The 21553-nt window shown below is 65.1% G+C and carries 19 protein-coding genes; 4 read left to right on the forward strand and 15 right to left on the reverse strand.

Features of this window, described 5'->3' with window-relative positions; genetic code table 11:
- The first annotated feature begins 171 nt into the window (after positions 1-171).
- Positions 172-1236, forward strand: a complete 1065-nt coding sequence (locus HMPREF0298_RS02745) for a Cj0069 family protein (protein WP_006839568.1) — start codon at positions 172-174, stop codon at positions 1234-1236.
- 7 nt (positions 1237-1243) lie between these two features.
- Here HMPREF0298_RS02745 and HMPREF0298_RS02750 read toward each other — a convergent pair whose 3' ends face one another.
- Genes HMPREF0298_RS02750 through HMPREF0298_RS02765 form a run of 4 tightly spaced genes read right to left on the reverse strand, consistent with a single transcriptional unit; the run spans position 1244 to position 3973 of the window.
- Complete coding sequence (locus HMPREF0298_RS02750) at positions 1244-1639, reverse strand: DUF3151 domain-containing protein (protein WP_006839569.1); 396 nt, start codon at positions 1637-1639, stop codon at positions 1244-1246.
- 10 nt (positions 1640-1649) lie between these two features.
- Complete coding sequence (locus tag HMPREF0298_RS02755) at positions 1650-2246, reverse strand: Maf family protein (RefSeq protein WP_006839570.1); 597 nt, start codon at positions 2244-2246, stop codon at positions 1650-1652.
- Positions 2246-2443 carry an acyl-CoA carboxylase subunit epsilon gene (locus tag HMPREF0298_RS02760; protein WP_006839571.1) on the reverse strand — a complete coding sequence of 66 codons (198 nt, stop codon included), beginning with the start codon at positions 2441-2443 and terminating at the stop codon, positions 2246-2248. The genes HMPREF0298_RS02755 and HMPREF0298_RS02760 overlap by 1 nt, the downstream gene beginning before the upstream one ends.
- A 15-nt stretch (positions 2444-2458) precedes the next feature.
- Positions 2459-3973, reverse strand: a complete 1515-nt coding sequence (locus HMPREF0298_RS02765; RefSeq protein WP_006839572.1) for an acyl-CoA carboxylase subunit beta — start codon at positions 3971-3973, stop codon at positions 2459-2461.
- 175 nt (positions 3974-4148) lie between these two features.
- Here HMPREF0298_RS02765 and HMPREF0298_RS02770 point away from each other — a divergent pair, with 175 nt between their 5' ends.
- Together HMPREF0298_RS02770 and HMPREF0298_RS02775 are read left to right on the forward strand one after the other, a co-directional pair.
- Positions 4149-4817 carry a class I SAM-dependent methyltransferase gene (locus HMPREF0298_RS02770; RefSeq protein WP_006839573.1) on the forward strand — a complete coding sequence of 223 codons (669 nt, stop codon included), beginning with the start codon at positions 4149-4151 and terminating at the stop codon, positions 4815-4817.
- Positions 4818-4905: 88 nt separating this feature from the next.
- Positions 4906-5835 carry an RNase H family protein gene (locus HMPREF0298_RS02775; RefSeq protein ID WP_169304952.1) on the forward strand — a complete coding sequence of 310 codons (930 nt, stop codon included), beginning with the start codon at positions 4906-4908 and terminating at the stop codon, positions 5833-5835.
- Between the two features lie 10 nt (positions 5836-5845).
- On the opposite strand, the gene HMPREF0298_RS02780 is transcribed toward HMPREF0298_RS02775, so the two are convergent.
- The 8 genes from HMPREF0298_RS02780 to gltB all read right to left on the reverse strand — a co-directional run bounded on the left by HMPREF0298_RS02780 (position 5846) and on the right by gltB (position 16282).
- Positions 5846-6529, reverse strand: a complete 684-nt coding sequence (locus tag HMPREF0298_RS02780; RefSeq protein WP_006839575.1) for a hypothetical protein — start codon at positions 6527-6529, stop codon at positions 5846-5848.
- Positions 6530-6615: 86 nt separating this feature from the next.
- A complete protein-coding gene (locus HMPREF0298_RS02785; RefSeq protein ID WP_006839576.1) occupies positions 6616-6888 on the reverse strand; it encodes a DUF3253 domain-containing protein in 273 nt (90 codons plus the stop codon).
- Positions 6888-7250 (reverse strand): DoxX family protein, encoded by a 363-nt coding sequence (locus HMPREF0298_RS02790; protein WP_040422202.1) that lies wholly within the window; start codon positions 7248-7250, stop codon positions 6888-6890. The genes HMPREF0298_RS02785 and HMPREF0298_RS02790 overlap by 1 nt, the downstream gene beginning before the upstream one ends.
- A gap of 127 nt (positions 7251-7377) precedes the next feature.
- Entirely contained in the window at positions 7378-7815 is a 438-nt protein-coding gene (locus HMPREF0298_RS02795; protein ID WP_040422204.1) for a hypothetical protein, read from the reverse strand.
- The gene (locus HMPREF0298_RS02800; protein WP_006839579.1) at positions 7812-8459 is read right to left on the reverse strand and encodes a hypothetical protein; all 648 of its coding nucleotides are present in this window, start codon (positions 8457-8459) and stop codon (positions 7812-7814) included. Before HMPREF0298_RS02800 ends, HMPREF0298_RS02795 begins: the two co-directional genes overlap by 4 nt.
- A 117-nt stretch (positions 8460-8576) precedes the next feature.
- Positions 8577-10013 (reverse strand): type I glutamate--ammonia ligase, encoded by a 1437-nt coding sequence (glnA, locus tag HMPREF0298_RS02805; RefSeq protein WP_006839580.1) that lies wholly within the window; start codon positions 10011-10013, stop codon positions 8577-8579.
- A gap of 186 nt (positions 10014-10199) precedes the next feature.
- Entirely contained in the window at positions 10200-11732 is a 1533-nt protein-coding gene (locus HMPREF0298_RS02810; protein WP_040422206.1) for a glutamate synthase subunit beta, read from the reverse strand.
- Positions 11732-16282, reverse strand: a complete 4551-nt coding sequence (gene gltB / locus HMPREF0298_RS02815) for a glutamate synthase large subunit (protein ID WP_040422402.1) — start codon at positions 16280-16282, stop codon at positions 11732-11734. Before gltB ends, HMPREF0298_RS02810 begins: the two co-directional genes overlap by 1 nt.
- A 388-nt stretch (positions 16283-16670) precedes the next feature.
- Here gltB and HMPREF0298_RS02820 point away from each other — a divergent pair, with 388 nt between their 5' ends.
- Entirely contained in the window at positions 16671-18320 is a 1650-nt protein-coding gene (locus HMPREF0298_RS02820) for an NAD-dependent epimerase/dehydratase family protein (RefSeq protein ID WP_006839583.1), read from the forward strand.
- Positions 18321-18405: 85 nt separating this feature from the next.
- Here the strand turns inward: HMPREF0298_RS02820 and HMPREF0298_RS02825 are convergent, their stop codons facing one another.
- The 3 genes from HMPREF0298_RS02825 to HMPREF0298_RS02835 all read right to left on the reverse strand — a co-directional run bounded on the left by HMPREF0298_RS02825 (position 18406) and on the right by HMPREF0298_RS02835 (position 21243).
- Positions 18406-20538 (reverse strand): catalase, encoded by a 2133-nt coding sequence (locus HMPREF0298_RS02825; RefSeq protein WP_006839584.1) that lies wholly within the window; start codon positions 20536-20538, stop codon positions 18406-18408.
- Between the two features lie 79 nt (positions 20539-20617).
- Positions 20618-20872: a DUF3253 domain-containing protein gene (locus HMPREF0298_RS02830; RefSeq protein WP_006839585.1), complete on the reverse strand. Its 255-nt coding sequence runs from the start codon at positions 20870-20872 to the stop codon at positions 20618-20620.
- Between the two features lie 5 nt (positions 20873-20877).
- Positions 20878-21243 carry a DoxX family protein gene (locus HMPREF0298_RS02835; protein ID WP_040422404.1) on the reverse strand — a complete coding sequence of 122 codons (366 nt, stop codon included), beginning with the start codon at positions 21241-21243 and terminating at the stop codon, positions 20878-20880.
- Positions 21244-21553 lie beyond the last annotated feature (310 nt).

Consider the following 21553-nt stretch of genomic DNA (forward strand, 5'->3'; position numbering starts at 1 on the left):
TTTCCTCGGGCGCGTTCGTATCAGGGTTCCACCATACCCGCGCCGCCGACGGTCCCGACGCCACCCCCTGCAATGTGAGGTTTGTCACTTGCGCGCAAGCTTGCCCAGCGTAACGGGCATTTTACACATATCGTCAAAGTCGTAATCACCCACGCGTTAGGAGAGTTCGCCATGCACAAAGCAATCGTCGTCTTCGAGGTCGAAGGCGGTTCCGACAAGTACATCGACGGCCACCGCAAAGACACCATGCCCATCGTCAACTCGATCAAGGAAAAGGGCTGGAACGCCGAGGTCGTCTTCTTCCGCCCCGAGTGGACCGAGGATCTGTTCGGTTACGTTTCCGAGAATTTCGACGCTTACATCTCCCGCGTCAACCCGGGCAACATCCCGGGCGGCGAGAAGGGCTACTTCGAGCTGCTCACCCGACTCTCCGACGCCGGCCTGGTCGGCATGTCCACCCCGGAGGAGATGATTTCCTACGGTGCCAAGGACGCCCTGGTCAAGCTCAACGACACCGATCTGGTCCCCTCCGACACCGCCGCGTACTACGACATCGAGTCCTTCCACAACACCTTCCCGACCTCCCTGTCCTACGGCGAGCGCGTGCTGAAGCAGAACCGCGGCTCCACCGGCTCCGGCATCTGGCGCGTCCGCCTCGCTGACCCCGAGGCCGCAGCCTCCGTCGAGCCGGGCACCGCGCTCCCGCTCGACACCAAGCTCAAGTGCACCGAGGCCGTGGACAACCACACCGAGGAGCGCGAGCTGGGCGAGTTCATGGATTTCTGCGACCAGTACATCGTCGGCGACAACGGCATGCTCGTGGACATGCGCTTTATGCCACGCATCGTCGAGGGCGAGATCCGCATCCTGCTCGTCGGCCCGCACCCGGTCTTCGTCGTGCACAAGAAGCCCGCCGAGGGCGGCGACGCGTTTTCCGCAACCCTGTTCTCCGGCGCGAAGTACACCTACAACAAGCCGGAGGAGTGGCAGGAGCTTATCGACATGTTCGCCGATGCCCGCCCGGTCATCGCGGAGAACCTCGGCGGCGACAACATCCCGCTGATCTGGACCGCCGACTTCATGCTCGCCGACGACGACGAGAGCGGCAAGGACACCTACGTCCTCGGCGAGATCAACTGCTCCTGCGTCGGATTTACCTCGGAGCTGGACATGGGCATCCAGGAGATGGTCGCCGATGAGGCGATCAAGCGCGTCGAGGAGAACCACTCCGCGTAGACAAGCTCTACAGCAGCTTGTCGACGCTCTCCGGATCAGCGTCGCTGAGCATCTGGCGGCACCGGTCGTACTCACCGGTGTCGCCAATTGCTTTGGAAGCCAACGCCAGCATGGCAATCGCCTTGAGCACCCCGCGGTTCGGGGCGTGGTTGCCGGGCACCGGGCCCCACCCCTTCCAGCCGTTGGCGCGAAGCCGATCCAGCGAGCGGTGGTAGCCGGTGCGCGCGTAGGCGTAGGCGATCAAAACGTCGCCGTCCGTGAGTTCGTCGGCGGCGCGGGCGGCCCACACCGCCGGCGAATCCGGGTGGGAAAGCGCGGTTTCGCGATCCAGCAGGTCTTTGCCCTCGGCGGGATCCTCGGGTAGGTGAACGGGCGGCGGGGCAAGCATATCGTCGAACTTCATGCCCGCCAGGCTACCCGCGCCTCCCCCAGAACTGCGAGGCGTCGAGCCCGAAGGAGTACAGGGCCCGGCGCAGAAGCGGCATGGACAGCCCGATCACGCTCGAGGGGTCTCCCTCGATGGAGTCGATGAACCAGCTGCCCAGGGCCTCCAGGGTAAAGGCCCCGGCGCACTCGAGCGGCTCGCCCGAGCGCGCGTAGGCCTCGATATCGGCATCCGAGACCTGGCCGAAGGCGATGGTGGTGGCAACGCTCTCTGTCACCCATTGGCCCTGGTAGTGCACGGCGTGGCCGGTAATCAGCTGGGCGGTTTTGCCGCGCTGGGCGCGCCACCGCGCAACCGTGGCCTCGGTCGAGTGGGGTTTGCCTTGGAGGTGGCCGTCGAGAAGCAGCATCGAATCGCAGCCGATGACCACGTCGCCGGGGTACTGGGACGCGACCGCGGCCGCTTTCGCGCGGGCGAGGGCAGTGACGGTGTCGGCAGGCCCGGCGGTGGAGGCGGCAAGCAGCGCGTCCTCATCGATGTGCGCCGGGTGGATCACGGGGCGCACCCCGGCGTTTTCCAGCAGCATCCGCCGCGACGGCGACTGGGAGGCGAGAACGAGCCGCATCAGAAGTAGGTGACGTTGGAAAACGCGCCCGGGTTAAACAGCGGGCGGGGGTGTAGCGGGGTGACGTGGCTGCCCCACAGGTTGCGCTCGCCCGGGTCCTGGGCGTTCGTGGCTTTGGCCTGCAGGTCTGCCAGCACCATCGTCAGCGCGGTGAGCTCGTCGTCGGTCGGGTTGCCCTTGATCAGGGTGATGTCCATCGAGAAAGTCTCCTTTTACAGCGGGATGTTGCCGTGCTTCTTGGCGGGTGGGTAAACCACCTTGCGCTCAAGCAGGCGCAGGCCTTCGAGGATACGGGCGCGGGTGGTAGACGGCTCGATGACCGCGTCGACCAGGCCGCGCTCGGTGGCCACGTAGGGGTTGAGGTTCTCCGCGGCGTAAGCGTCCGCGTCCGTGGCGAGGGCCGCGGCGGCGGTGGGGGCGTCGGCAAGCGCGATTTGCGCCGTGGGCCAGGCGAAGACGAGGTCAGCACCGAGGTCCTTGGCGCCCATGAGCGTGTACGAGGGGCCGATGGCCTTGCGTGTGACCACGGTGATCGTGCCCACCTGGGCCTCGGCGAAGGCGTACGCCAGGGACGCGGCGCGCGTGATCACGCCGGACTTTTCTTCCTCGATCGAGGGGACGAATCCGGGCGAATCGACGAGCAGCAGAAGCGGCAGGTTGAACGCGTCGCAGGTGCGGATAAAGCGCGCGGCCTTAATGGAGGCGTCGCTGGTCAGGCAGCCCGCGAGGACTGACGGCTGGTTGGCCACGATGCCAACCGCGCGGCCTCCGACGCGCGCGAAACCGGTCACGATGTTGTCGGCGTGGGCGGAGCCGAGCTCGAGGAAATCGCCGTCGGTGATTGCCGCGATGATGTCGAGCACGTCGTAAGCGGCGCTGTCGTCATCGGGCATAAACGCGTCCAGGTCCGTCTCGCCCGGCTGCGGGTTGTCGCCGACGGGGGAGGCGGCGCGGTTGTTCGTCGGCAGGAACCCGATCACGTCGCGCGCGAGCTGGACGGCATCCTCGTCGGTGGAGGTGGTCAGCTGCACCAGCCCCGTTGTCGCGGCGTGAACCGCTGCGCCGCCGATGGACTGCGCCGTGGCCTCAGTTCCGGACACCTTGGACACAATCTCCGGATCCGTCAGGTGCAGGGTTGCGCGATCGACCATGATCGCCAGGTCCGCGAGCGGCACGCTAATCGACGCCAGAGACGACGTCGGCCCAGCCACCACAGCGATCTGGGGGATCAGGCCCGAAGCGGCGGTGGCGGCGCGCAGGAGCTTCGCCTGCATCGCGCCGGCGACAATACCCTCGGCCATGCGCGGGCCTGCGGAATCGTAAATGCCGACGAGCGGCACGCCCGTCTTCGTCGCCAGGTCGTAGATCTTGAGGATCTTCTCCGCGGTCACCTCGCCGAGCGCTCCGTCGAAGATGGTGGGGTCTTGGGAGAACACGCAGACCCGGCGGCCGTCGATAAGCCCGTAGCCCGTGACCACGCCGTCGGTGGCGGGCTTGGTGCGATCCATCTTGTAGGCCTCGACGCGGTGGCGGGCCAGCGCGTCCGTTTCAACGAAGCTACCGGGATCCAGCAGGTTTTCCACCCGTTCGCGGGCGGTGGACTGGCCCGCGGCGTGGACCTTCTCAATCGCGTCACGGCCGACCGGCGCCTGCGCTTCCTCCAAGCGGTTGCGAAGGTCGTGGAGCCGGCCCGCGGTCGTGGTCAAATCCGGTTTCGTTGAACTCATAACGTCTTAGTCTAACTGTCAGTTTTCTTCTCGGTTGTGTCTACGGCTCGCGGTCCGGCGCAGGTGGATTCCACGCCGGTTAATCGCAGTACCCAAAGGACTATATCGCCGCAGCCTTTAGATTGTTTCGCGGGGTAAAGGTGTTGGGTGCACCAATGCGGTAAACATGGCAGATATGCGTACCTTTGAACACGATAAAGAGCACGGCGACGTCCCGGCGGAGGATCCTCGCGCATTTTGGGATGCGCGGTACGCCTCCGCCCCAAACGTGTGGTCCGGGCAGGTTAACGCCGCCCTCGCTGCCGTGGTTGAGCCTTTGGGCCCAGGCAGCGCGCTTGACCTCGGGTCAGGGGAAGGCGGCGACGTGTGCTGGCTTGCACAACGAGGCTGGTTTGCCACCGGCGTGGAGCTGTCTGCGGTGGCTGTTCAGCGTGCGCGCGAACTCGCCACGGCGACCGGATGCCAGGACCGCGCACACTTTATTACAGGTGACCTCACGACGTGGCGCCCGCCGAACGAGCAGTGTTACGACCTGATCACAGCAAGCTTCTTACAATCGCCCGTGCGGCTAGAGCGATCGTCGATCCTGCGAGATTTCTCCCGCTACGTGGCCCCGGGAGGCCACATGGTGATCCTCGCGCACGCGAAGCCCCCGACCTGGCTCGAGGGCACCGGCCGCGGGCCCTCGAGCTTTTACACGCCCGACGAGGATCTCGCCGCCCTTGACCTGGACCCAGATACATGGGAAATCAAGCGCGCCGACACTATCCTGCGCGAAGCGACCGGGCCAGAGGGGCAACCCGGCGTGTGGGAGGATTCCGTCGTCGTTGTTCGCGCTGCGTAGCTGGTAGGTGAGCGCCCCGGGGGCGGTTCAAAAGGGGGTTTGAAGTGGCCGCGGGGCGATGTCGCAGCGGCGTTTTAGTGTCTTCGCCATGACTATTTTGACGAAACCCACCGCAGTTATCCACTACACAGCCCGCCGCGCGTCATGCGTTGACGCGCTCGTGGTCACCGCCGCCGTTGATGGCAGCGTTGTGCAGACCAACCGGCAGCCCGTCTCGTCATCGTTCGAGGTGCTCAACTGGCTCGTTGAGGTGGTCGGTGAAACATGGGAGCACCAGCGCGGCGGCATGATCCTGTACATTTCCCACCCGAAAATTCGCCAGCTGCTGCATGACGTCTGCGATGCCTATCCCGGCCTTGAGGTGCGCGATGTTGTGACCGGCGCGGCGCTGAAAGCAACGTGGGAGGTGTGCAGCCGGGCGCACTCACTGGACCTGCACGGGCCGATTAATCGGGGCGCTCCCGAGCGCAGCGCCCACTACGTCTACGCAACCGATGCCTCGAAGAGGAAGTCCAACAAGGTAGTCGGCATCGCGGCCGTGGACACGAGCGGTGGGAAGTGTAAGGTGCTCAGCCGCGTCACCTGCGCAACGGCTGTGCTGGAGGGGGAGTTCGTGGCGGTGCACATGCTTCTCGAGCAGGTTCGGCACTCCCCAGACGCGATTGAGTTGGATATCATCACCGATTCCTTGACCGTGGCGCGGGTGATGAATGCCGACGCGCGGCGCCCGTTCGCGCTGGACTACGAGCGCCGCGCCATGGCGGAGCTGGATAAGGTGCGCGCGTGCGGGGTGACGGTTCGGGTCAGCTGGGTGCGAGGCCACGCTGGCAACCCGCTCAACGAGCTCGCCGATCGCGCCGCGGTGTCCGCCCGCCGCTGCAAGCAATGGGAGCAGCCGCGGGGTCCGATTATGGACAATCTTCGCGGCGAGCTCCGAGAACTTCTCAGCTCGGCGCATCCTGCCGACTTCGTACCCGCGACCCGGTTGCCCGGTTCCGTGGCGGCCGTCGGGGCCTAGAAGCTTAACCCTAAGCGATATTTGCCTGCGCCAGCGCGGTGACATCGTCTACGGTCGCTCCGCCGCTGCCTGCCACGAAGTAGGTGTTGCCGCCCGCTTCGACGACCAGCAGCGTCGACTGCTCGCCGGCCTTCATCGCGCCCATGTCGGTGCCGTCGAGCGTGACGCCCGTGACGGTCTGGGTGAACCCTTGCGCGCGGTCGGCGCCCGGGACGTTCACGTCGATCGGCGCGGTCGTGTACGTGGTCACCGTCGTGCCCAGGGGAGTGGTGTTCTCGCGCGTGAAGCTCTCGCAGCCGGCTGCGTCGAATCCGGCGAGTTCGGCGTCCTGGCGCACGAACACCACCTGCTCGCCCGCGGAGGTGTACATCGTTACCGGCTTTTGCTCGGGCGGCACCGCAACCCATTCGACCAGCGTGCTGGAGTCGAATGCGAGCGGGGTGCACTGCGGCGGGGTGACGGTGGGAACGCCCGGCGATTCGGTGGAGCCGAACAGCGCGTAGAAGTCCTCTTCCGTGTAGCCAGCGGGAATGCCGGCCGGGGCTGCGGGTGCGGCGGCGGGCGCTGATGCCTCCGTCGTGGCCGGCTGGGCCGCCGGGGCAGATGTCGGTTCCGCGGTGTCCTGCTCGCCACAGGCCGTCAGGGTGAGTGTTGCTGCCGCGGCGACCGCCGCAAATCCGAGTACGTGCTTCATCAATATCCTTCTGTGGTTTAGCTATTGTGGACAACTGTGCGACCACTTTAGAGCACGGCCCGCTAATCGACGTTCATTGTCAACACCTAAGGAGCCTCAGACGCGCCCCACTGCGGTCCGCGACGGATCCGGATCGGCCCTTTCGCGCCATCGGCCTGAACCACCGTGTCGCCCTGGGTGGCCACGACGATACCGCGAAGAGCGAGCTGAGCAGCGGCTTCGCGCACCGCTGGCATCAAATCACGCCAGGAATCGTCGCCAAGCTCGCGCGCGACCTCGGACGGGCAGATCGACGACTCGGCGGCACGAGCCGCAAGCTTATCGACGATCCCTTCACGCAACCTCTCTGCCGAAACCACTAGGACCGGCCCTTGTAGATCCCCCACGCCGCTCGGATAAGCGGGATCTGCAGCGGGACGCGCCCGATGCTGATGGCCTGGAGGTACCACGGCTTGTTGCGCCACAGCCACGCCATGTACATATTCGCAGGCCACACGGCCACGAGCAGGGCCGCGGCCGCGAAACCGCCGGCCTTGCGGGTGCGTTTGTTGGCCAGTAACGCGGCCGTTGCCAGTTCCGCGACGCCGGAGGCGTAGGTGTAGCTGCGCGCGTTGCCCGCGAGCTGCAGCGGCACGATGCTGTCGAAAGGTTGCGGTTTAACGAAGTGGAGGACGCCCGCGGTGGCGAAAACCGGGGCGAGGGCCTTCTGGATGCCATTCATAAACGACCAGCGTAGCGTCGAGGGGAGATTCACGAGCGGAAAAGGGATGGCCATTGGTAATGGATACGCACGGGCGTGACGCAGCACTGCACGACGCCCCACGCTGGCGCACCGCGGCCAAGACGAGCTAGCGGACATCCTCCGGCAGCTGTAAGCCAGCTTTCCTGGGTTGAAGCGCACTTGCGGCGCGATACGGCGCGTAGAGCGAACGAAACAGTGTGCCCTGGTCGCCGGCGCGCTCCGAGGAGGCGCCGGGGTCCGGGGCGGACTCTGTCGTGCCTAGGGGATGGGAACTGCGAATCTTCTCTTTCACGCTGATTGCCGAGTAATTCCCGAACAGATTTACAATGTCGTTGGCTGTTTTCGTGACCAGAGCCAGCGACATCGCCCGCGGCCAGCCGGCGCCGCCATCGAGGGCGTTGCCCACGTATGTGCGGAGGTATTCGGCCGATTTCCCCTCGACTCCTTTGCTCTTGGACACGATGTATGCGACTGCCTCGGCTTCGAGCTCTTTGATCGTCCTGTCCATGTTCCGGCGGGCGCGGGCATTCGCATCCCACTTCACCTCTGGGTCATCCGAATCGTATGGCCCGAGATGGCCGAGGAGGACGTGAGCGTACTCATGGACAAGGGTTTGGAACTGAGTTTCGGGGAGTGCGACGCGTTGTAGCGAACCACAAACCGCAGCTTGAAGTGGTGTTCCTTCCTCGGACGGATGATGACTTTGGTTCCGCGGTCACTGCGAAAAGCATCTCCCGCGCGGTTGCCGCCGAGGCGAGAGGGCATCGGGTCGATCACAAAATGGCAGGCATGCTCCAGCAGCTTATCGACGTACGGCCCAACGTCGTCGATGGCCTCCGCGAACTCGAACGACGGGGTGAGGTCGACCGCCTCAGCTTCGCGGCCCGGGATCGGCTCGGTGTCCGAAAACTCGTAGATAGGCGCAACCGGGCCGTGATTCCACAGGATCAACTGCGGTATTGCTGACGGGCGGGGCTGGCGGGCCAGCTTTTCCCACTCGCCCGCCGGCATGGCGTTGTTCGAGCCGGGGCACTGGATCTCGACGAGCAAGGCGTTGTAGGCGGAGAGCCTGTTGGTGCGTTTGATTACCGAGTCAATAATCTCGAAGAACTTGTCGGTGGAGTCAGCCGCATCCTCGATGCGGTTGAGCAGGTCAATTAGGTAGTCGTCGCAGGATTCTTGTCTCATGGCTGCTCACGCTACGGGCACACCTCGACACGGCCCGGTGTGTTCTCGAACACAAAAGCGCCCCGAATGGAGAATCCGGAGCGCTTAAGGTGAGCGTCGATAAGCGAATTGCTCGCTCTAGCAGTCGAAGTACATCTCGAACTCGAGCGGGGTCGGGCGCAGGCGGTTCGGTGCGATCTCGTTGACGATCTTGTAGTTGATGTAGGTGTCAATGAGGTCCTCAGGGAACACGTCGCCTTCGGTGAGGAAGTCGTGGTCCTGGCGCAGTGCCTCGATGACGCCTTCCAGGGAGGTCGGCGCCTGCGGGATCGTGGCGGCCTCCTCCGGGGGAAGCTCGTAGAGGTCCTTGTCCACCGGGGCGTGAGGCTCGATGCGGTTCTTGATGCCGTCGATGCCGGCCATGAGCATGGCGGCGAGGCCGAAGTACGGGTTGCCCGAGGGGTCCGGTGCGCGGAACTCGATGCGCTTGGCCTTCGGGTTGGCGCCGGTGATCGGGATGCGGACCGCGGCGGAGCGGTTGCGCTGGGAGTAGACCAGGTTGATCGGGGCCTCGAAGCCCGGGACCAGGCGGTGGTAGGAGTTCAGCGTCGGGTTGGTGAACGCGAGCACTGCAGGTGCGTGATGCAGCAGGCCACCGATGTAGTAGCGGGCGATGTCGGACAGCCCGCCGTAGCCGGACTCATCGTAGAACAGCGGGTTCCCGCCCTTCCACAGCGACTGGTGGGCGTGCATGCCGGAGCCGTTGTCGCCAGCGAGCGGCTTCGGCATGAAGGTAGCTACCTTGCCGTACTGGTGGCAGGTGTTCTTGACGATGTACTTGAACGTCTGGAGGTCATCCGCGGCGTGCAGGAGCGTGTCAAAGCGGTAGTTGATCTCGTTCTGGCCGCCGGAAGCAACCTCGTGGTGGAAGCGCTCCACATCGAAGCCGACCAGCTGCAGGTTCTTCACGATGGCGTCGCGTACTTCCTGTGTCCTGTCAACCGGCGCGTTGGGGAAGTAGCCGCCTTTATGACGCGTCGGGTTGCCAAGGTTAGGGGAGCCGTCCAGCATTGTCTCGTTGCCGCGGTTCCACCAGCCCTCGTCGGAATCGACGTGGTAGAAGGAGGTGTTCGCCTCAGCGGCGTAGGACACCTTGTCGAAGATGAAGAACTCGGCTTCCATTCCGAACGACGCGGAGTCAGCGATGCCGGTGGAGGCGAGGTACTCCTCGGCCTTCTTGGCCACGTTGCGCGGGTCGCGGGAGAACGGCTCGTAGGTGAACGGGTCATGGACGAAGAACTTCATGTTCAGCGTCGGCACGTCGCGGAACGGGTCGCGGTGCGCGGTGGTGGGGTCCGGGAGCAGGACCATGTCCGACTCGTCGATGGTGGTGAAGCCTCGGATGGAGGAGCCGTCGAAAGCCATTCCAGCCTTCGCCGCCTCCTCGTCGAAGGCGGACGCGGGCAGGGTGAAATGGTGTTCCGTGCCAGGGACGTCGGTAAAGCGGATGTCGAGGAATTCGATTCCCTCATCCTTGATGTACTTGACGACGTCGTCGGTGTTAGTGAAAGCCACTTGAGTCTCCTTGCTGTTAGAGGCTGTTTCGGCTGCGGGGATGAGAATCGGGCCCGCAGTAGCGCCTAATGCGATTTTAGTAAATATCTGTCGATGTATCGACAGGAAGCTGCAAATTGAGTTGTACGTCACCTTCGGCTCTGGCTCCGCGTGGGGCGTAGTCGAAGGTGCGCACGTTGCCCAAGCCTAGATGCCGATCGGCGCCTTCGTCGGATCCACCGGCGCCGGCAGCGCAGTTTCGCCCATAAGGTCCGCGTCGACCGCTGCCGCGGCGGCGCGGCCCTCCGCAATCGCCCACACGATCAAGGACTGACCGCGTCCGTTGTCGCCCGCGATGTAGACTTTCGGTCCGTCCTCCACCGTACGCGCCGCGCGGTAGGAACCGTCGCGGGTCATCCGGCCGCGATCATCGATCTCGATGCCGAGCTCAGCGTTGAGGCCGCTGGCCTGGGATCCGGTGAAGCCGAGTGCGATGAGCACAAGGTCGGCCTCGATTTCGAAGTCGGTGCCCTCGATCGGGGTGCGGCGACCGTCGATTACGCGCACCTCGTTGCCGCCGATGGACTCAACCTTGCCGTCACTGCCGTGGAAGCTAACGGTGTTGACCGAGAAGAGGCGCTCTCCCAGGGTGTCGCCGGCACCGCGGTGGGCGAGGCCGAGCTGCTCGATCTCGTCCGCCGACTCGTCGCCGGTAACGATGTACTCGCCCTCCTCGTGCGCGGTGGCGGTGCGATACATCAAGGGATACATCGGCCACGGCGTCGAGGCCCCGCGCAGCTTCGGGGCGCGGGGGCGGATGTCGAATTGCGTGACGCTGGCCGCACCCTGGCGCAGTGCGGTGCCGAAGCAATCGGTTCCGGTGTCGCCTCCTCCGATGATGACGACGCGCTTGCCGCGGGCGTCGATCGCAGGGGAGTCCGTGTCGCCCTCACAGAACTTGTTCGCGGCGGTGAGGTATTCCATCGCGAGGTGGATACCGTCGAGCTCGCGGCCGTCGACAGGCAGGTCGCGGGCAACCGGCGTACCTGTCGCAAGCACGATCGCGTTGAAGCCGGCGAGGTCGGCGGCCGAGGGGGAGGTGCTCACCTTGAACTCGGTGCCCTCGGCGCGCATCTGCTCGATGCGCCGGTCGATATGCTTTTTCTCCATCTTGTACTCGGGCACGCCGTAGCGCATCAACCCGCCGAGGCGGTCGTCGCGCTCATAGACCGTCACGCGGTGGCCCGCCCGGGTCAGCTGCTGCGCCGCGGCGAGGCCCGCCGGGCCCGATCCAACCACGGCAACGGAGCGTCCCGTGTCAAAGCTGGCCTGGATCGGCTCGACCCAGTCATTCTCGAAGGCGACGTCGACGATCTTCTGCTCGATGTGCTTGATCGAGACCGGGTCGTCGTTGATGCCCAGCACGCAGGCACCCTCGCAGGGAGCCGGGCACAGACGGCCGGTGAAGTCCGGGAAGTTGTTGGTGGCGTGCAGCCGGTCATAGGCCTCCTGCCACCGGCCCTGGCGGACCAGGTCGTTCCACTCGGGGATGATGTTGCCCAGCGGGCAGCCCTCGTGGCAGAACGGCACACCGCAGTCCATGCAACGCGCGGCCTGGGTCTTGTCGTGCTCCTCGGTGGTCTCTTCGTAGACCTCGCGGTAGTCCATCAGGCGCAGCGGCACTGGGCGGTGCCCCGCCTCGCGGCGTGGATAGCGCATAAATCCATGTGGGTCGGCCATTAGCTCACTGCCTCCATGATTGCTTCCGCCTCGTCGCGGCCAGTGCGGCGCGCGAGGTCGATGATGTCCAGAACTTTGCGGTAGTCGCGCGGCATGATCTTGATCATGTCCTGCGGTGCGTAGGAAATGGCTGCCCCCGTGTACCGGGTGTGGTCAGCGAAGATGGCGGTGAGGAACTCGATGTCCTCCTCGTCGACCTCCATGATGTCGACCTGGCCCGGGTTGACCTTGCGGGCCAGCTCGGCGGGGTCATCAACTGGGGCCAGGTAGGCGATTCCGCCCGACATGCCTGCGCCGAAGTTGTCGCCGACCTCGCCAAGCACAACCACGCGCCCGCCGGTCATGTACTCGCAACCGTGGTTGCCAATGCCGTGGACGACGGCGGTGGCGCCGGAGTTGCGCACGCAGAAGCGCTCACCGGCGTAGCCCGCGATGAAGAGCTCACCGGAAGTGGCGCCGAAGGCGGTGACATTGCCGGCGATGATGTCCGGCTCGCCCAGGTCGAGCTGTGCGGGCGCGGTCGGGTTCGGGCGCACAATGATGCGTCCGCCGGACAGGCCCTTGCCCACGAAGTCGTTTGCCTCGCCGACGAGATCGAGGGTCATTCCGCGGGGGACGAACGCGCCGAAGGAGTTGCCGGCCTGGCCGTTGAACGTCAGGTTGATGGCGCCGTCGTCAAGCCCGTTGGCTCCGCTGGCGCGGGTGACCACGCCGCCGGACATTGCGCCAACACTGCGGTTGGTGTTGCGGATCAGGTACTCCTCGGCGACGCGTTCCTTGCTGCCGTCGTAGGCCGCGGCCGCGTCCGCCGCGATTGAGTGGTCGAGCGCGCCCTCGAGCCCGTGCTCTTGGGAAGTGGTGCACTTCGGCGCCTGGTTCGGGAAGAACTCGGAGCGTGCGGTGGAGAAAATCGGCGACAGATCCAGCTGGGCGGCGCGCGGGTTGTTCTCCACGAACTCCTTGTCCGTGCGCTGGCGCAGCAGATCGGCGCGGCCGATGGCCTCATCCAAGGTGCGGAAGCCCAGCTCGGCCAGGTACTCGCGGATCTCCTCGGCGATGAACATGAAGAAGTTGACCACGTGCTCCGCCCGGCCCGTGAACTTCTTGCGCAGCTGCGGGTTTTGCGTAGCCACGCCCACGGGGCAGGTATCGAGGTGGCACACGCGCATCATGATGCAGCCCTCGACCACCAGCGGCGCGGTGGCGAAACCGTACTCCTCGGCACCGAGTAGTGCTGCAACCATTACGTCGCGGCCGGTCTTGAGCTGCCCGTCGGCCTGGACCGTGATGCGGTCACGAAGGCCGTTGAGCAGCAGCGTCTGCTGCGCCTCGGCGAGGCCCAGCTCCCACGGGCCACCAGCGTGCTTCAGGCTGGTCAGCGGCGACGCGCCAGTGCCACCGTCGTGGCCCGAGATGAGGACCACATCGGCGTGCGCCTTGGACACACCGGCCGCGACCGTGCCGACGCCCTGCTCGGCGACGAGCTTGACGTGCACGCGGGCGTCTGGGTTGACCGACTTCAGATCGTAGATCAGCTGCGCCAGGTCCTCGATGGAGTAGATGTCGTGGTGCGGCGGCGGGGAAATCAAACCCACGCCCGGGGTGGTGATGCGCACCTCCGCGATCCACGGGTAGACCTTGTTCGGCGGCAGCTGGCCGCCCTCGCCAGGCTTGGCGCCCTGGGCCATCTTGATCTGGATGTCAGTGCAGTTAGACAGGTAGTAACTGGTCACGCCAAAACGTCCCGAAGCGACCTGCTTGATCGCCGAGCGCTTCCAATCGCCGTTCGGCTCGCGCTCAAAGCGCTTCGGGTCCTCGCCGCCTTCACCGGAGTTCGACATGCCACCCAGGCGGTTCATCGCGATCGCCAGCACCTCGTGCGCCTCGGCCGAAATCGAGCCGTACGACATAGCGCCGGTGGAGAATCGCTTCACAATCTGGCTCGCCGGTTCGACCTCGGAGATCGGGATCGGCGGGCGGTCAGGCGCGAACTCCATCATGCCGCGCAACGTGGCCAAGCGAGCGGACTGCTCGTCGACCGAGCGGGTGTAGTCCTTGAAGATCTCGTACTGGCCCGTCTTCGTCGCGTGCTGCAGCTTGAACACGGTCTCCGGGTTGAACAGGTGGTACTCGCCCTCGCGGCGCCACTTGTACTCGCCGCCGATCTCGAGGTCACGGTGGGCGTGCTCCTCGGGGCGCGGCAGGAAGGCGTGGCGGTGGCGGGTTTCGACGTCGGCGGCGACGTCGGCAAGCCCGATGCCTCCGATGGGGGAGGGTTCGCCGCCGAAGTAGTCGTCGAGAAGCTCCTGGCTCAGGCCTGTGATGTCGGCGAGGCGCGCGCCGCGGTAGCTGGCGACGGTGGCGATGCCCATCTTCGACATCACCTTGAGCACGCCCGTGGTGGCGGCGGTGACGTAGTTCGTGCAGGCCTCGTCCAGCGACAGGTCACCGAGCTGACCGTCGGTACGCAGCTCGTCGATAGTTTCGAAGGCCATGTACGGGTTGATCGCGTCGGCACCAAAGGCGATGAGCATCGCCAGGTGGTGGACCTCGCGGGCGTCGCCGGATTCGATCACCAGCGAGGCGCGGGTGCGGGTGCGCTCGGCGACCATGTGCTGGTGCACGGCCGAGGTGAGCAGCAGCGACGGAATCGGCGCGAAGCGCTCGTCCGACTCGCGGTCGGAGATAATGATCAGGCCGATGCCGTCGTGGACAGCTTCCGAGACCTCGCGCCGGACGCGGTCAATGGCCTCCTTCATGCCCTTGCCGTGGTGCGCCTTCGGGTACAGGCCCGAGATGACGCGGGAGGAGAAGTGCGGGAACTTCCCGTCGTCGTTGGCGTGCACCAGGGTGGTGAACGCATGGTTGTCGATGATCGGGGAGTCCAGCTGGATGCGGGCGGCTGCCTCGGGCCCGGGGTTGAGCACGTCGGACTGGGGGCCGAGCAGCGTGTGCATCGAGGTGACGGGCTTCTCGCGGATGGAATCCAGCGGCGGATTTGTGACCTGCGCAAAGCGCTGCGCGAAGAAGTCGAACAGTAGACGCGGGCGCTGCGACAGCGCCGCAATGGGGGTGTCGGAGCCCATGGAACCCAGCGCCTCGGCGCCGGTCAGCGCCATCGGCTTGATCAACACGTCGACATCTTCTTCGGTGATGCCGAACACGCGCTGGCGTAGCACCGCGCGATCATGCTTCATGTAGCTGGCGCGGGTTTGGGGGAGGTCCTTGAGCGGGGTGAAGTTCTGCTCAATCCACTCGCCATAGGGCGCCTTGATGGCCAACGCGTGTTTGATTTCCTCGTCCGGGACAATCCGGCCAGCCTCGGTGTCCACCAGGAACATCCGGCCGGGGCGCACGCGGGTGCGCTTGACGATCTTCTCCGCCGGAATATCCACCACACCGGCCTCGGAGGCCATGATGACTAGGTCATCGTCGGTGACCCAGATGCGGCCCGGGCGCAGCCCGTTGCGGTCGAGCAGCGCGCCGATGTAGCGGGAGTCAGTGAAAGCGACCGCCGCCGGGCCGTCCCAGGGTTCCATGAGGCAGGAGTGGTAGGCGTAGAAGTCGCGCAGCTCGTCCGAGATCGTGGGGTTGTGCTCCCAAGCCTGCGGGATGAGCATGGCCATCGCGTGGGGCAGGCTGTATCCGCCGAGGGTGAGCAGCTCGAGGGCTTCGTCGAGACGCGCGGTGTCGGAGGCGCCTGGGGTGCAGATCGGAAGGACGCGCTCCAGCGGGCCGAGCACCTCGGAGTTGATCAGGGCCTCGCGGGCACGCATCCAGTTCTCGTTACCCTTGACCGTGTTGATCTCACCGTTGTGCGCGATCAGGCGGTAGGGGTGGGCCAGCGGCCACGACGGGAAGGTGTTGGTGGAGAACCTCGAGTGGACTAGTGCCAGCGCGGATACGACGCGCTCGTCGCGCAGGTCCGGGTAGAAGGTGGGCAGCTGCGAGGCGGTGAGCATGCCTTTGTAGACGATGGTGCGCGAGGACAGCGACGGGAAGTAGACGGTATCGCGCCCTTCGGTCTCACCGAGCTCGCGGGTCAGGCGCTTGCGCAGGAACCACATGATTCGGTCCAGCTCAATGCCGGACTTTCCTTCGGCGGTGAAGAAGGGCTGGGCGAAGTAGGGCATGGCGTCTAGTGCCATGTTTCCGACACCCTCAGAGTTTACGGGGATGTCGCGCCAGCCGAGCAGTTGTGCGCCCTCTTCATCTGCGATGTTCTCCACCGCGCGCATCGCGTCGAGCATGGCCATGCGCGTGGTGGGCATGAAGGCGATGCCGGTGGCGTAGTGGCCCGGCTCCGGAAGCGTGAAGCCAAGGTCGGCGGTGACCTCTCGGTAGAACGCGTCCGGGATGTTGATCATGATGCCGGTACCGTCGCCGGTGTTTACTTCCGCGCCCGCAGCACCTCGGTGGTCGATGTTCTCAAGAACATCGAGGCCGTGTTCGACGATCGCACGGCTTGCGCGGCCCTTCATATCGGCCACGAAACCGACGCCACAGGCGTCGTGCTCGTGGGCCGGGTTGTACAGGCCGACTCGGTTCAGGCTCAACGTTGGTCACCTCACTCTCGATTGTGGAGTTCTGTCAAGCTATAGAAAACACTGTCACAGGGCTGTTGCGCAATTCTTATACCTAACGACTAATAGAAAACCCTGCATATTGACGCGCAGTGTGTTTTATGTCATAGCGGGTGCCAGGGTGGGGGTGCGCGAGCACTGGGTTCCTCTACACCTGTACGGGCAGCCGGGTGGTAGTGACAAAATCAGCACGACACAAAATGTGACCTGGGGAAAGTGACAGAATCCGCGCGATGAACGCCGATTTTGTCACCGCAGCACGGAGGTCGCTAACTCAAGGGCCACGCGCGCGGTCGAATTAGTGTTCACTGGATAGCGAAACATAAACCATCGTTTACGCATTGGAGCATTCACCATGAAGATCGCCATCACCGGCGCATCGGGCAACGTTGGTACGGCCCTGCTGCGCGCACTGCACAAGGACAGCGAAGTCACGGACATTGTCGGAATCTCCCGGCGCGTACCCTCATCGACGCAGGAGCCCTACGCGGGAGTCGAGTGGCACAGCATTGATGTTGGGGCCACAACACCTGATATTGAGGCCACTGCGCAATTGCAGGAGGCGTTCGCCGGGGTCGACACCGTTATCCACCTGGCCTGGATCATCTACCCCAACCACGACCGCGAGCTGCTGCGTCGAGTCAACGTCGAGGGCACCGAGCGTGTGCTCGACGCTGCGGTGGCCGCCGGGGTGAAGCACATCGTGGTCGCATCTTCGATCGGGGCCTATAGCCGTGACGACGCCCGCGGCAGCGTGCAGGACGCGCAGGACACCCCGCCGCTGCGCGGTGAGGACTTCCCGGCGCGAGGCATTATGGGATCGCACTACAGCGAGGACAAGGGTGCTGTCGAGGCACTTCTCGACGCCTTCGAAACCACCCACCCGGACATCACTGTCGCCAGGCTGCGCCCTGGCCTGATCTTCCAGGCCGACGCGGCCTCTCAGGTGCAGCGCTTCTTCCTTGGGTCCGCAGCTCCGGTGGGCATACTGGGGAAAGCAAAGCTGCCCACGCTTTTGCTGCCGAAGGGTATCCGCGTCCAGGCCGTCCACGCGGATGACGTCGCCCAGGCGTACCTGCTGGCGGCGAAGAAGCGGGCTACCGGCGCATTCAACATCTGCGCCGATGACATCCTCTACCCGAAGGACTTCGCGGATCTGATCGATCACGGTCGTTTCGTTGAGCTGCCTCCGGCGGTCGTGCGCGCGGCGGCCACAGCTGCCCACCGCGCCGGGGCGCTTCCGGCCGATGCGGGGTGGATCGATATGGCAATGGGCGTGCCCATGATGGACAACTCCCGCGCGAAGAACGAACTCGGTTGGCGGCCGACGCACAGCGCGAAAGACACGGTGCGCGAGCTAATCGACGCCATGATCAACGGCTCCGGCCATAATTCACCGAGCCTGTGGGCCGAGGAGTCCACCGACAAGGTTCTGCCGCAGCTCGGGGTGACCGCCGGGGAGACCGCACAGATGGCGCAGGAGACCGCCTCCCCGTCGAGTGAGGTTGATCTGGAGCTTCTGGAGCACTACCTAGCCAACCACCTCACCGGCGCACGCGGAGCGGTAGAGCGCCTCGACAAGATGACGATGAATTACCAGGACACACCGGTGTTTGCCCAGATCGCCCGCGTTGCCCGTGAGATCCGAGCTGATCGGGACTTCCTCGAAATTCTGACGCGCAAGTTCGGATTCAACCCCAAACCGGCGCAGGGAGCTCTTGCCTGGGCAGGGGAGCGGTTTGGCCGGCTCAAGCCGAACGGCCGGGTGGCGCAGCGCTCTCCCATGGCGCTGCTGCTGGAGGCGGAAATGATGCGCTCTGCCGTCGTGGGCAAGATCGGCGGATGGGAGGTCCTGCGTGATAATGCGGAGCACTTGGGCATCGACGCTGGGGTGTTTGAGGCGCTGATTGATGCTGCGCACGGGCAGCTCAGCCTCATCACGGAGGTTCACGAGTACGCCTCGGCCACGGCGTTCCGTGAGGACCGCGAGACCTACGAAGGCTAGTCTGGCGCACCGCACACGGAGAATGCCCCCGAGCCGAGCACCGGCCGGGGGCATTCCTTATTGCGCGCTGTCGCGCTGGGGGTGTTTAGCGCTCCCAGACGCGGTGCGCTGCGAGGAGCTCGCCGACGGGGCCGGCGGCCTTGGCAGCGTTATCAACCGCGGCGATACCGGGCTGGTTGGCTGGCACGCGCGCCGCGTCCAACGCAGCCGTGCCGTCGTTGCCCACGACAACCAGTGCCTTCTTGTGGCGATCAAACTCGCCGAGCATCGTGGCTACCTCCGGCGTGGCCGGCGGGTTGATCACCACGGCGGCGTCGAACTCGATGGAGCGCGCGGTGAGGTAGGTGCGCGAGACCGGCAGCTCGGTGTCACCGACGGGCAGCGTGCCGCCCTTGTCGGAGACGATCAGCGGTGTCACGCCTGCGCTGAAGAGCTCGTTGACGAGCGTGTCCAGCCCCTCGAGATCTCCCGCGGAGCTGACCATAACGGCCACCTGACGGCCGTCGATAGGCCAGGTCTTGCCCAGCTGGGACAGCGCCGGCGACGGCTCGACCTTGGCCACCTCGGCCTTGGCAGGGTGCGGCAGGCCGAGGTTGTCGGCGACGGCCTCGGCGAGGTCCTGATCTACCTGCGCGAGCACGTCGAGGTAACGCAGCTTGATGGCTTCCTCGTAGCACTTGCCCAGCTCGAAGGAGAAAGCGTCAGTCAGGTGCTGCTTCTCCACATCGGTCAGGGACAGGTAGAACATGCGCGGCTGCGTGAAGTGGTCCTCGAAGGAGGCCGGGTTCTCGCGCGTGATGGCTCCTTCGACGGGCTGGGGGACGTCAATGAATGCGCCCTGTTCCACCGTGGCCTCGGTGGGATTGCCGGCGTCGAGCGTGTTGGGCTTGTAGGGGGCAATGCCCGTGTGGGCGCCCTGCTGGTACATACCGTCGCGCAGCATGTCGTTGACCGGGGCGTGGGGGCGGTTAATCGGTAGCTGGCCGAAGTTCGGCCCGCCGAGGCGGCTGATCTGCGTGTCCAAGTAGGAGAACAGGCGGCCCTGCAGCAGCGGATCATTGGTCACGTCGATGCCCGGTACGAGGTGGCCCGGGTGGAAGGCGACCTGTTCGGTCTCTTCGAAGTAGTTGCCTGGGTTCTTGTTCAGCGTCACGGTGCCGATGATCTCGACGGGGGCCAGTTCCTCGGGGACAATCTTCGTCGGGTCGAGCAGGTCAATGCCCTGAAACATCTGGTCCGGGGTGTCCGGGAAGATCTGCACGCCCATGTCCCACTCGGGGAACGCGCCGGCCTCAATGGCATCGGCGAGGTCGCGGCGGTGGAAGTCGGGGTCCACACCCGCGGCGATCTGCGCCTCCTCCCACACCTGGGAGTGCACGCCGAGGCGCGGCTTGAAGTGGAACTTCACCAGGGTGGTCTCGCCGGCTTCGTTAATGAAGCGGAAGGTGTGGAGGCCGAACGCCTCCATCATGCGGTAGGAGCGCGGGATGCCGCGGTCCGACATGTTCCAGAATGTGTGGTGTGTCGCTTCGGTGTGCTGGCCCACAAAATCCCAGAAGGTGTCGTGCGCGCTCTGAGCCTGCGGGATCTCGCGGTCCGGGTGCGGCTTGGCGGCATGGATGACGTCGGGGAACTTGATGGCGTCCTGGATGAAGAACACAGGGATGTTATTGCCCACCAAGTCCCACGTGCCTTCGTCGGTGTAGAACTTGATGGCCGTGCCGCGGGTGTCGCGCACGGAATCGGCGGAGCCGCGAGAGCCCAGGACGGTAGAGAAGCGCCAGAAAACCGGGGTTTCCTTGCCCTCGGCGAACAGGCCCGCCTTGGAGATTTTCGAGGCCTTGCCGTTGGAGCGGAACACACCGTGCGCAGCGGCGCCGCGGGCGTGGACGACGCGCTCGGGGATGCGCTCGTGGTCGAAGTGGGTGATCTTCTCGCGGAAGTGGTGGTCCTGCATAAGCAGTGGACCGCGCGTTCCTGCGCGCAGCGAGTGGCTGGTCTCACCCAAGCGAGTGCCCTGCGCGGTGGTAAGGAATTCGCCCTGCTGAGCCCGGGGGTCGGGCTCGCCCGCGCCGAAGTGGAACGGGCAACCGGTCGGGGAGTAGGGGGCGGGCGGCTGCTGGTCAGCCTTCGGGGTGGGCGGGGTGGTGGGTTCGGTCGGTTCGGAGCCAGTGGGGGTGTGATTTCCCGGTGCGCCGGGAATCGTGTTGTCAGCCATTATGGTGTACCTATTCCTCGGAGTTTATGGGTCCCGCCCGAGGGTAGGCACACCGATAGACATCTACCCCCGCACGGGGTTACCAGCCCGGGCCACGCCGCAAACGGATCGGCCCCTTCGCACTTTCCGCGTCCACGACCGCGTCGCCTTGCGTGGCGACGATTGTGCCCTCCCGCGCCATCTGAGCTGCGGTTTCGCGTACAAAGGGCGTAAGCTCACGCCACGTGTCGCCACCGAGCTCGCGAGCCACCTCCGAGGGGCAGATTGAGGATTCCGGGGCGCGCACAGCAAGCTTATCGACGACCCCCTGACGCACCTGATTAGCCGGCACCATCAGCCCTAACCCTTGCGGCCCTTGTAGATGCCCCACGCCGCGCGGATCATAGGAACCTGCAGCGGGACCCGGGCGATGGTGATGAACTGGAGGTACCACGGTTTGCGCCGCCACAGCCACGCCATGTACATGTTCGCCGGCCAGACCGCAGTCAGGAGCACTGCTGCGCTCAGGCCTCCGACTTTGCGGGTACGCGGGGCGGCGAGCAGCGCCGCCGTGGTTAGTTCCGCCACGCCGGAGACGTAGGTGTAGAAACGCTGCGAGCCGGGCAGTTGGGGAGGAACGATCCCGTCGAAGGGTTTGGGTCTGACGAAGTGAAGCATGCCGGCCGTGGCAAGGGCGGGGGCAAGCGAGTATTGGAGGAGGTTCATGTGGCCAGTGTACAAGTGTTCGATTAACATTCGGGCCATGTCGGAAGAGGTTTGTAGGCTGTTGCCATAAAAGCCCGAATGCCGGACCGTAAGACTCCATCGCACCTGCTCGAAGGGGTGATTGGTCTGCGCGATCACCTCCGCGTTAGCTACGCCCCCGAGTGGCACCCCGCCTATGAACAGGAGGGAGGTGACACCGCCGTCGGTTTCCCCGTCTACCCGGATTGGTTGTGGGAAGGCATGTGGGACGGCAGGAAACCCAGTGAGGACACAGCAAGGACACACTGATGAATGACGACTACATCGAACC

This window comes from Corynebacterium lipophiloflavum DSM 44291, from assembly GCF_000159635.1.
Classification (GTDB): Bacteria; Actinomycetota; Actinomycetes; order Mycobacteriales; family Mycobacteriaceae; genus Corynebacterium; species Corynebacterium lipophiloflavum.

Coding starts and splice junctions, on each gene's coding strand:
- HMPREF0298_RS02745 (WP_006839568.1), top strand. CDS start 172: ATGCACAAAGCAATCGTCGTCTTCGAGGTCGAAGGCGGTTCCGACAAG.
- HMPREF0298_RS02750 (WP_006839569.1), bottom strand. CDS start 1,639: ATGAAGTTCGACGATATGCTTGCCCCGCCGCCCGTTCACCTACCCGAG.
- HMPREF0298_RS02755 (WP_006839570.1), bottom strand. CDS start 2,246: ATGCGGCTCGTTCTCGCCTCCCAGTCGCCGTCGCGGCGGATGCTGCTG.
- HMPREF0298_RS02760 (WP_006839571.1), bottom strand. CDS start 2,443: ATGGACATCACCCTGATCAAGGGCAACCCGACCGACGACGAGCTCACC.
- HMPREF0298_RS02765 (WP_006839572.1), bottom strand. CDS start 3,973: ATGAGTTCAACGAAACCGGATTTGACCACGACCGCGGGCCGGCTCCAC.
- HMPREF0298_RS02770 (WP_006839573.1), top strand. CDS start 4,149: ATGCGTACCTTTGAACACGATAAAGAGCACGGCGACGTCCCGGCGGAG.
- HMPREF0298_RS02775 (WP_169304952.1), top strand. CDS start 4,906: ATGACTATTTTGACGAAACCCACCGCAGTTATCCACTACACAGCCCGC.
- HMPREF0298_RS02780 (WP_006839575.1), bottom strand. CDS start 6,529: ATGAAGCACGTACTCGGATTTGCGGCGGTCGCCGCGGCAGCAACACTC.
- HMPREF0298_RS02790 (WP_040422202.1), bottom strand. CDS start 7,250: ATGAATGGCATCCAGAAGGCCCTCGCCCCGGTTTTCGCCACCGCGGGC.
- HMPREF0298_RS02800 (WP_006839579.1), bottom strand. CDS start 8,459: ATGAGACAAGAATCCTGCGACGACTACCTAATTGACCTGCTCAACCGC.
- HMPREF0298_RS02810 (WP_040422206.1), bottom strand. CDS start 11,732: ATGGCCGACCCACATGGATTTATGCGCTATCCACGCCGCGAGGCGGGG.
- HMPREF0298_RS02820 (WP_006839583.1), top strand. CDS start 16,671: ATGAAGATCGCCATCACCGGCGCATCGGGCAACGTTGGTACGGCCCTG.
- HMPREF0298_RS02825 (WP_006839584.1), bottom strand. CDS start 20,538: ATGGCTGACAACACGATTCCCGGCGCACCGGGAAATCACACCCCCACT.
- HMPREF0298_RS02830 (WP_006839585.1), bottom strand. CDS start 20,872: ATGGTGCCGGCTAATCAGGTGCGTCAGGGGGTCGTCGATAAGCTTGCT.
- HMPREF0298_RS02835 (WP_040422404.1), bottom strand. CDS start 21,243: ATGAACCTCCTCCAATACTCGCTTGCCCCCGCCCTTGCCACGGCCGGC.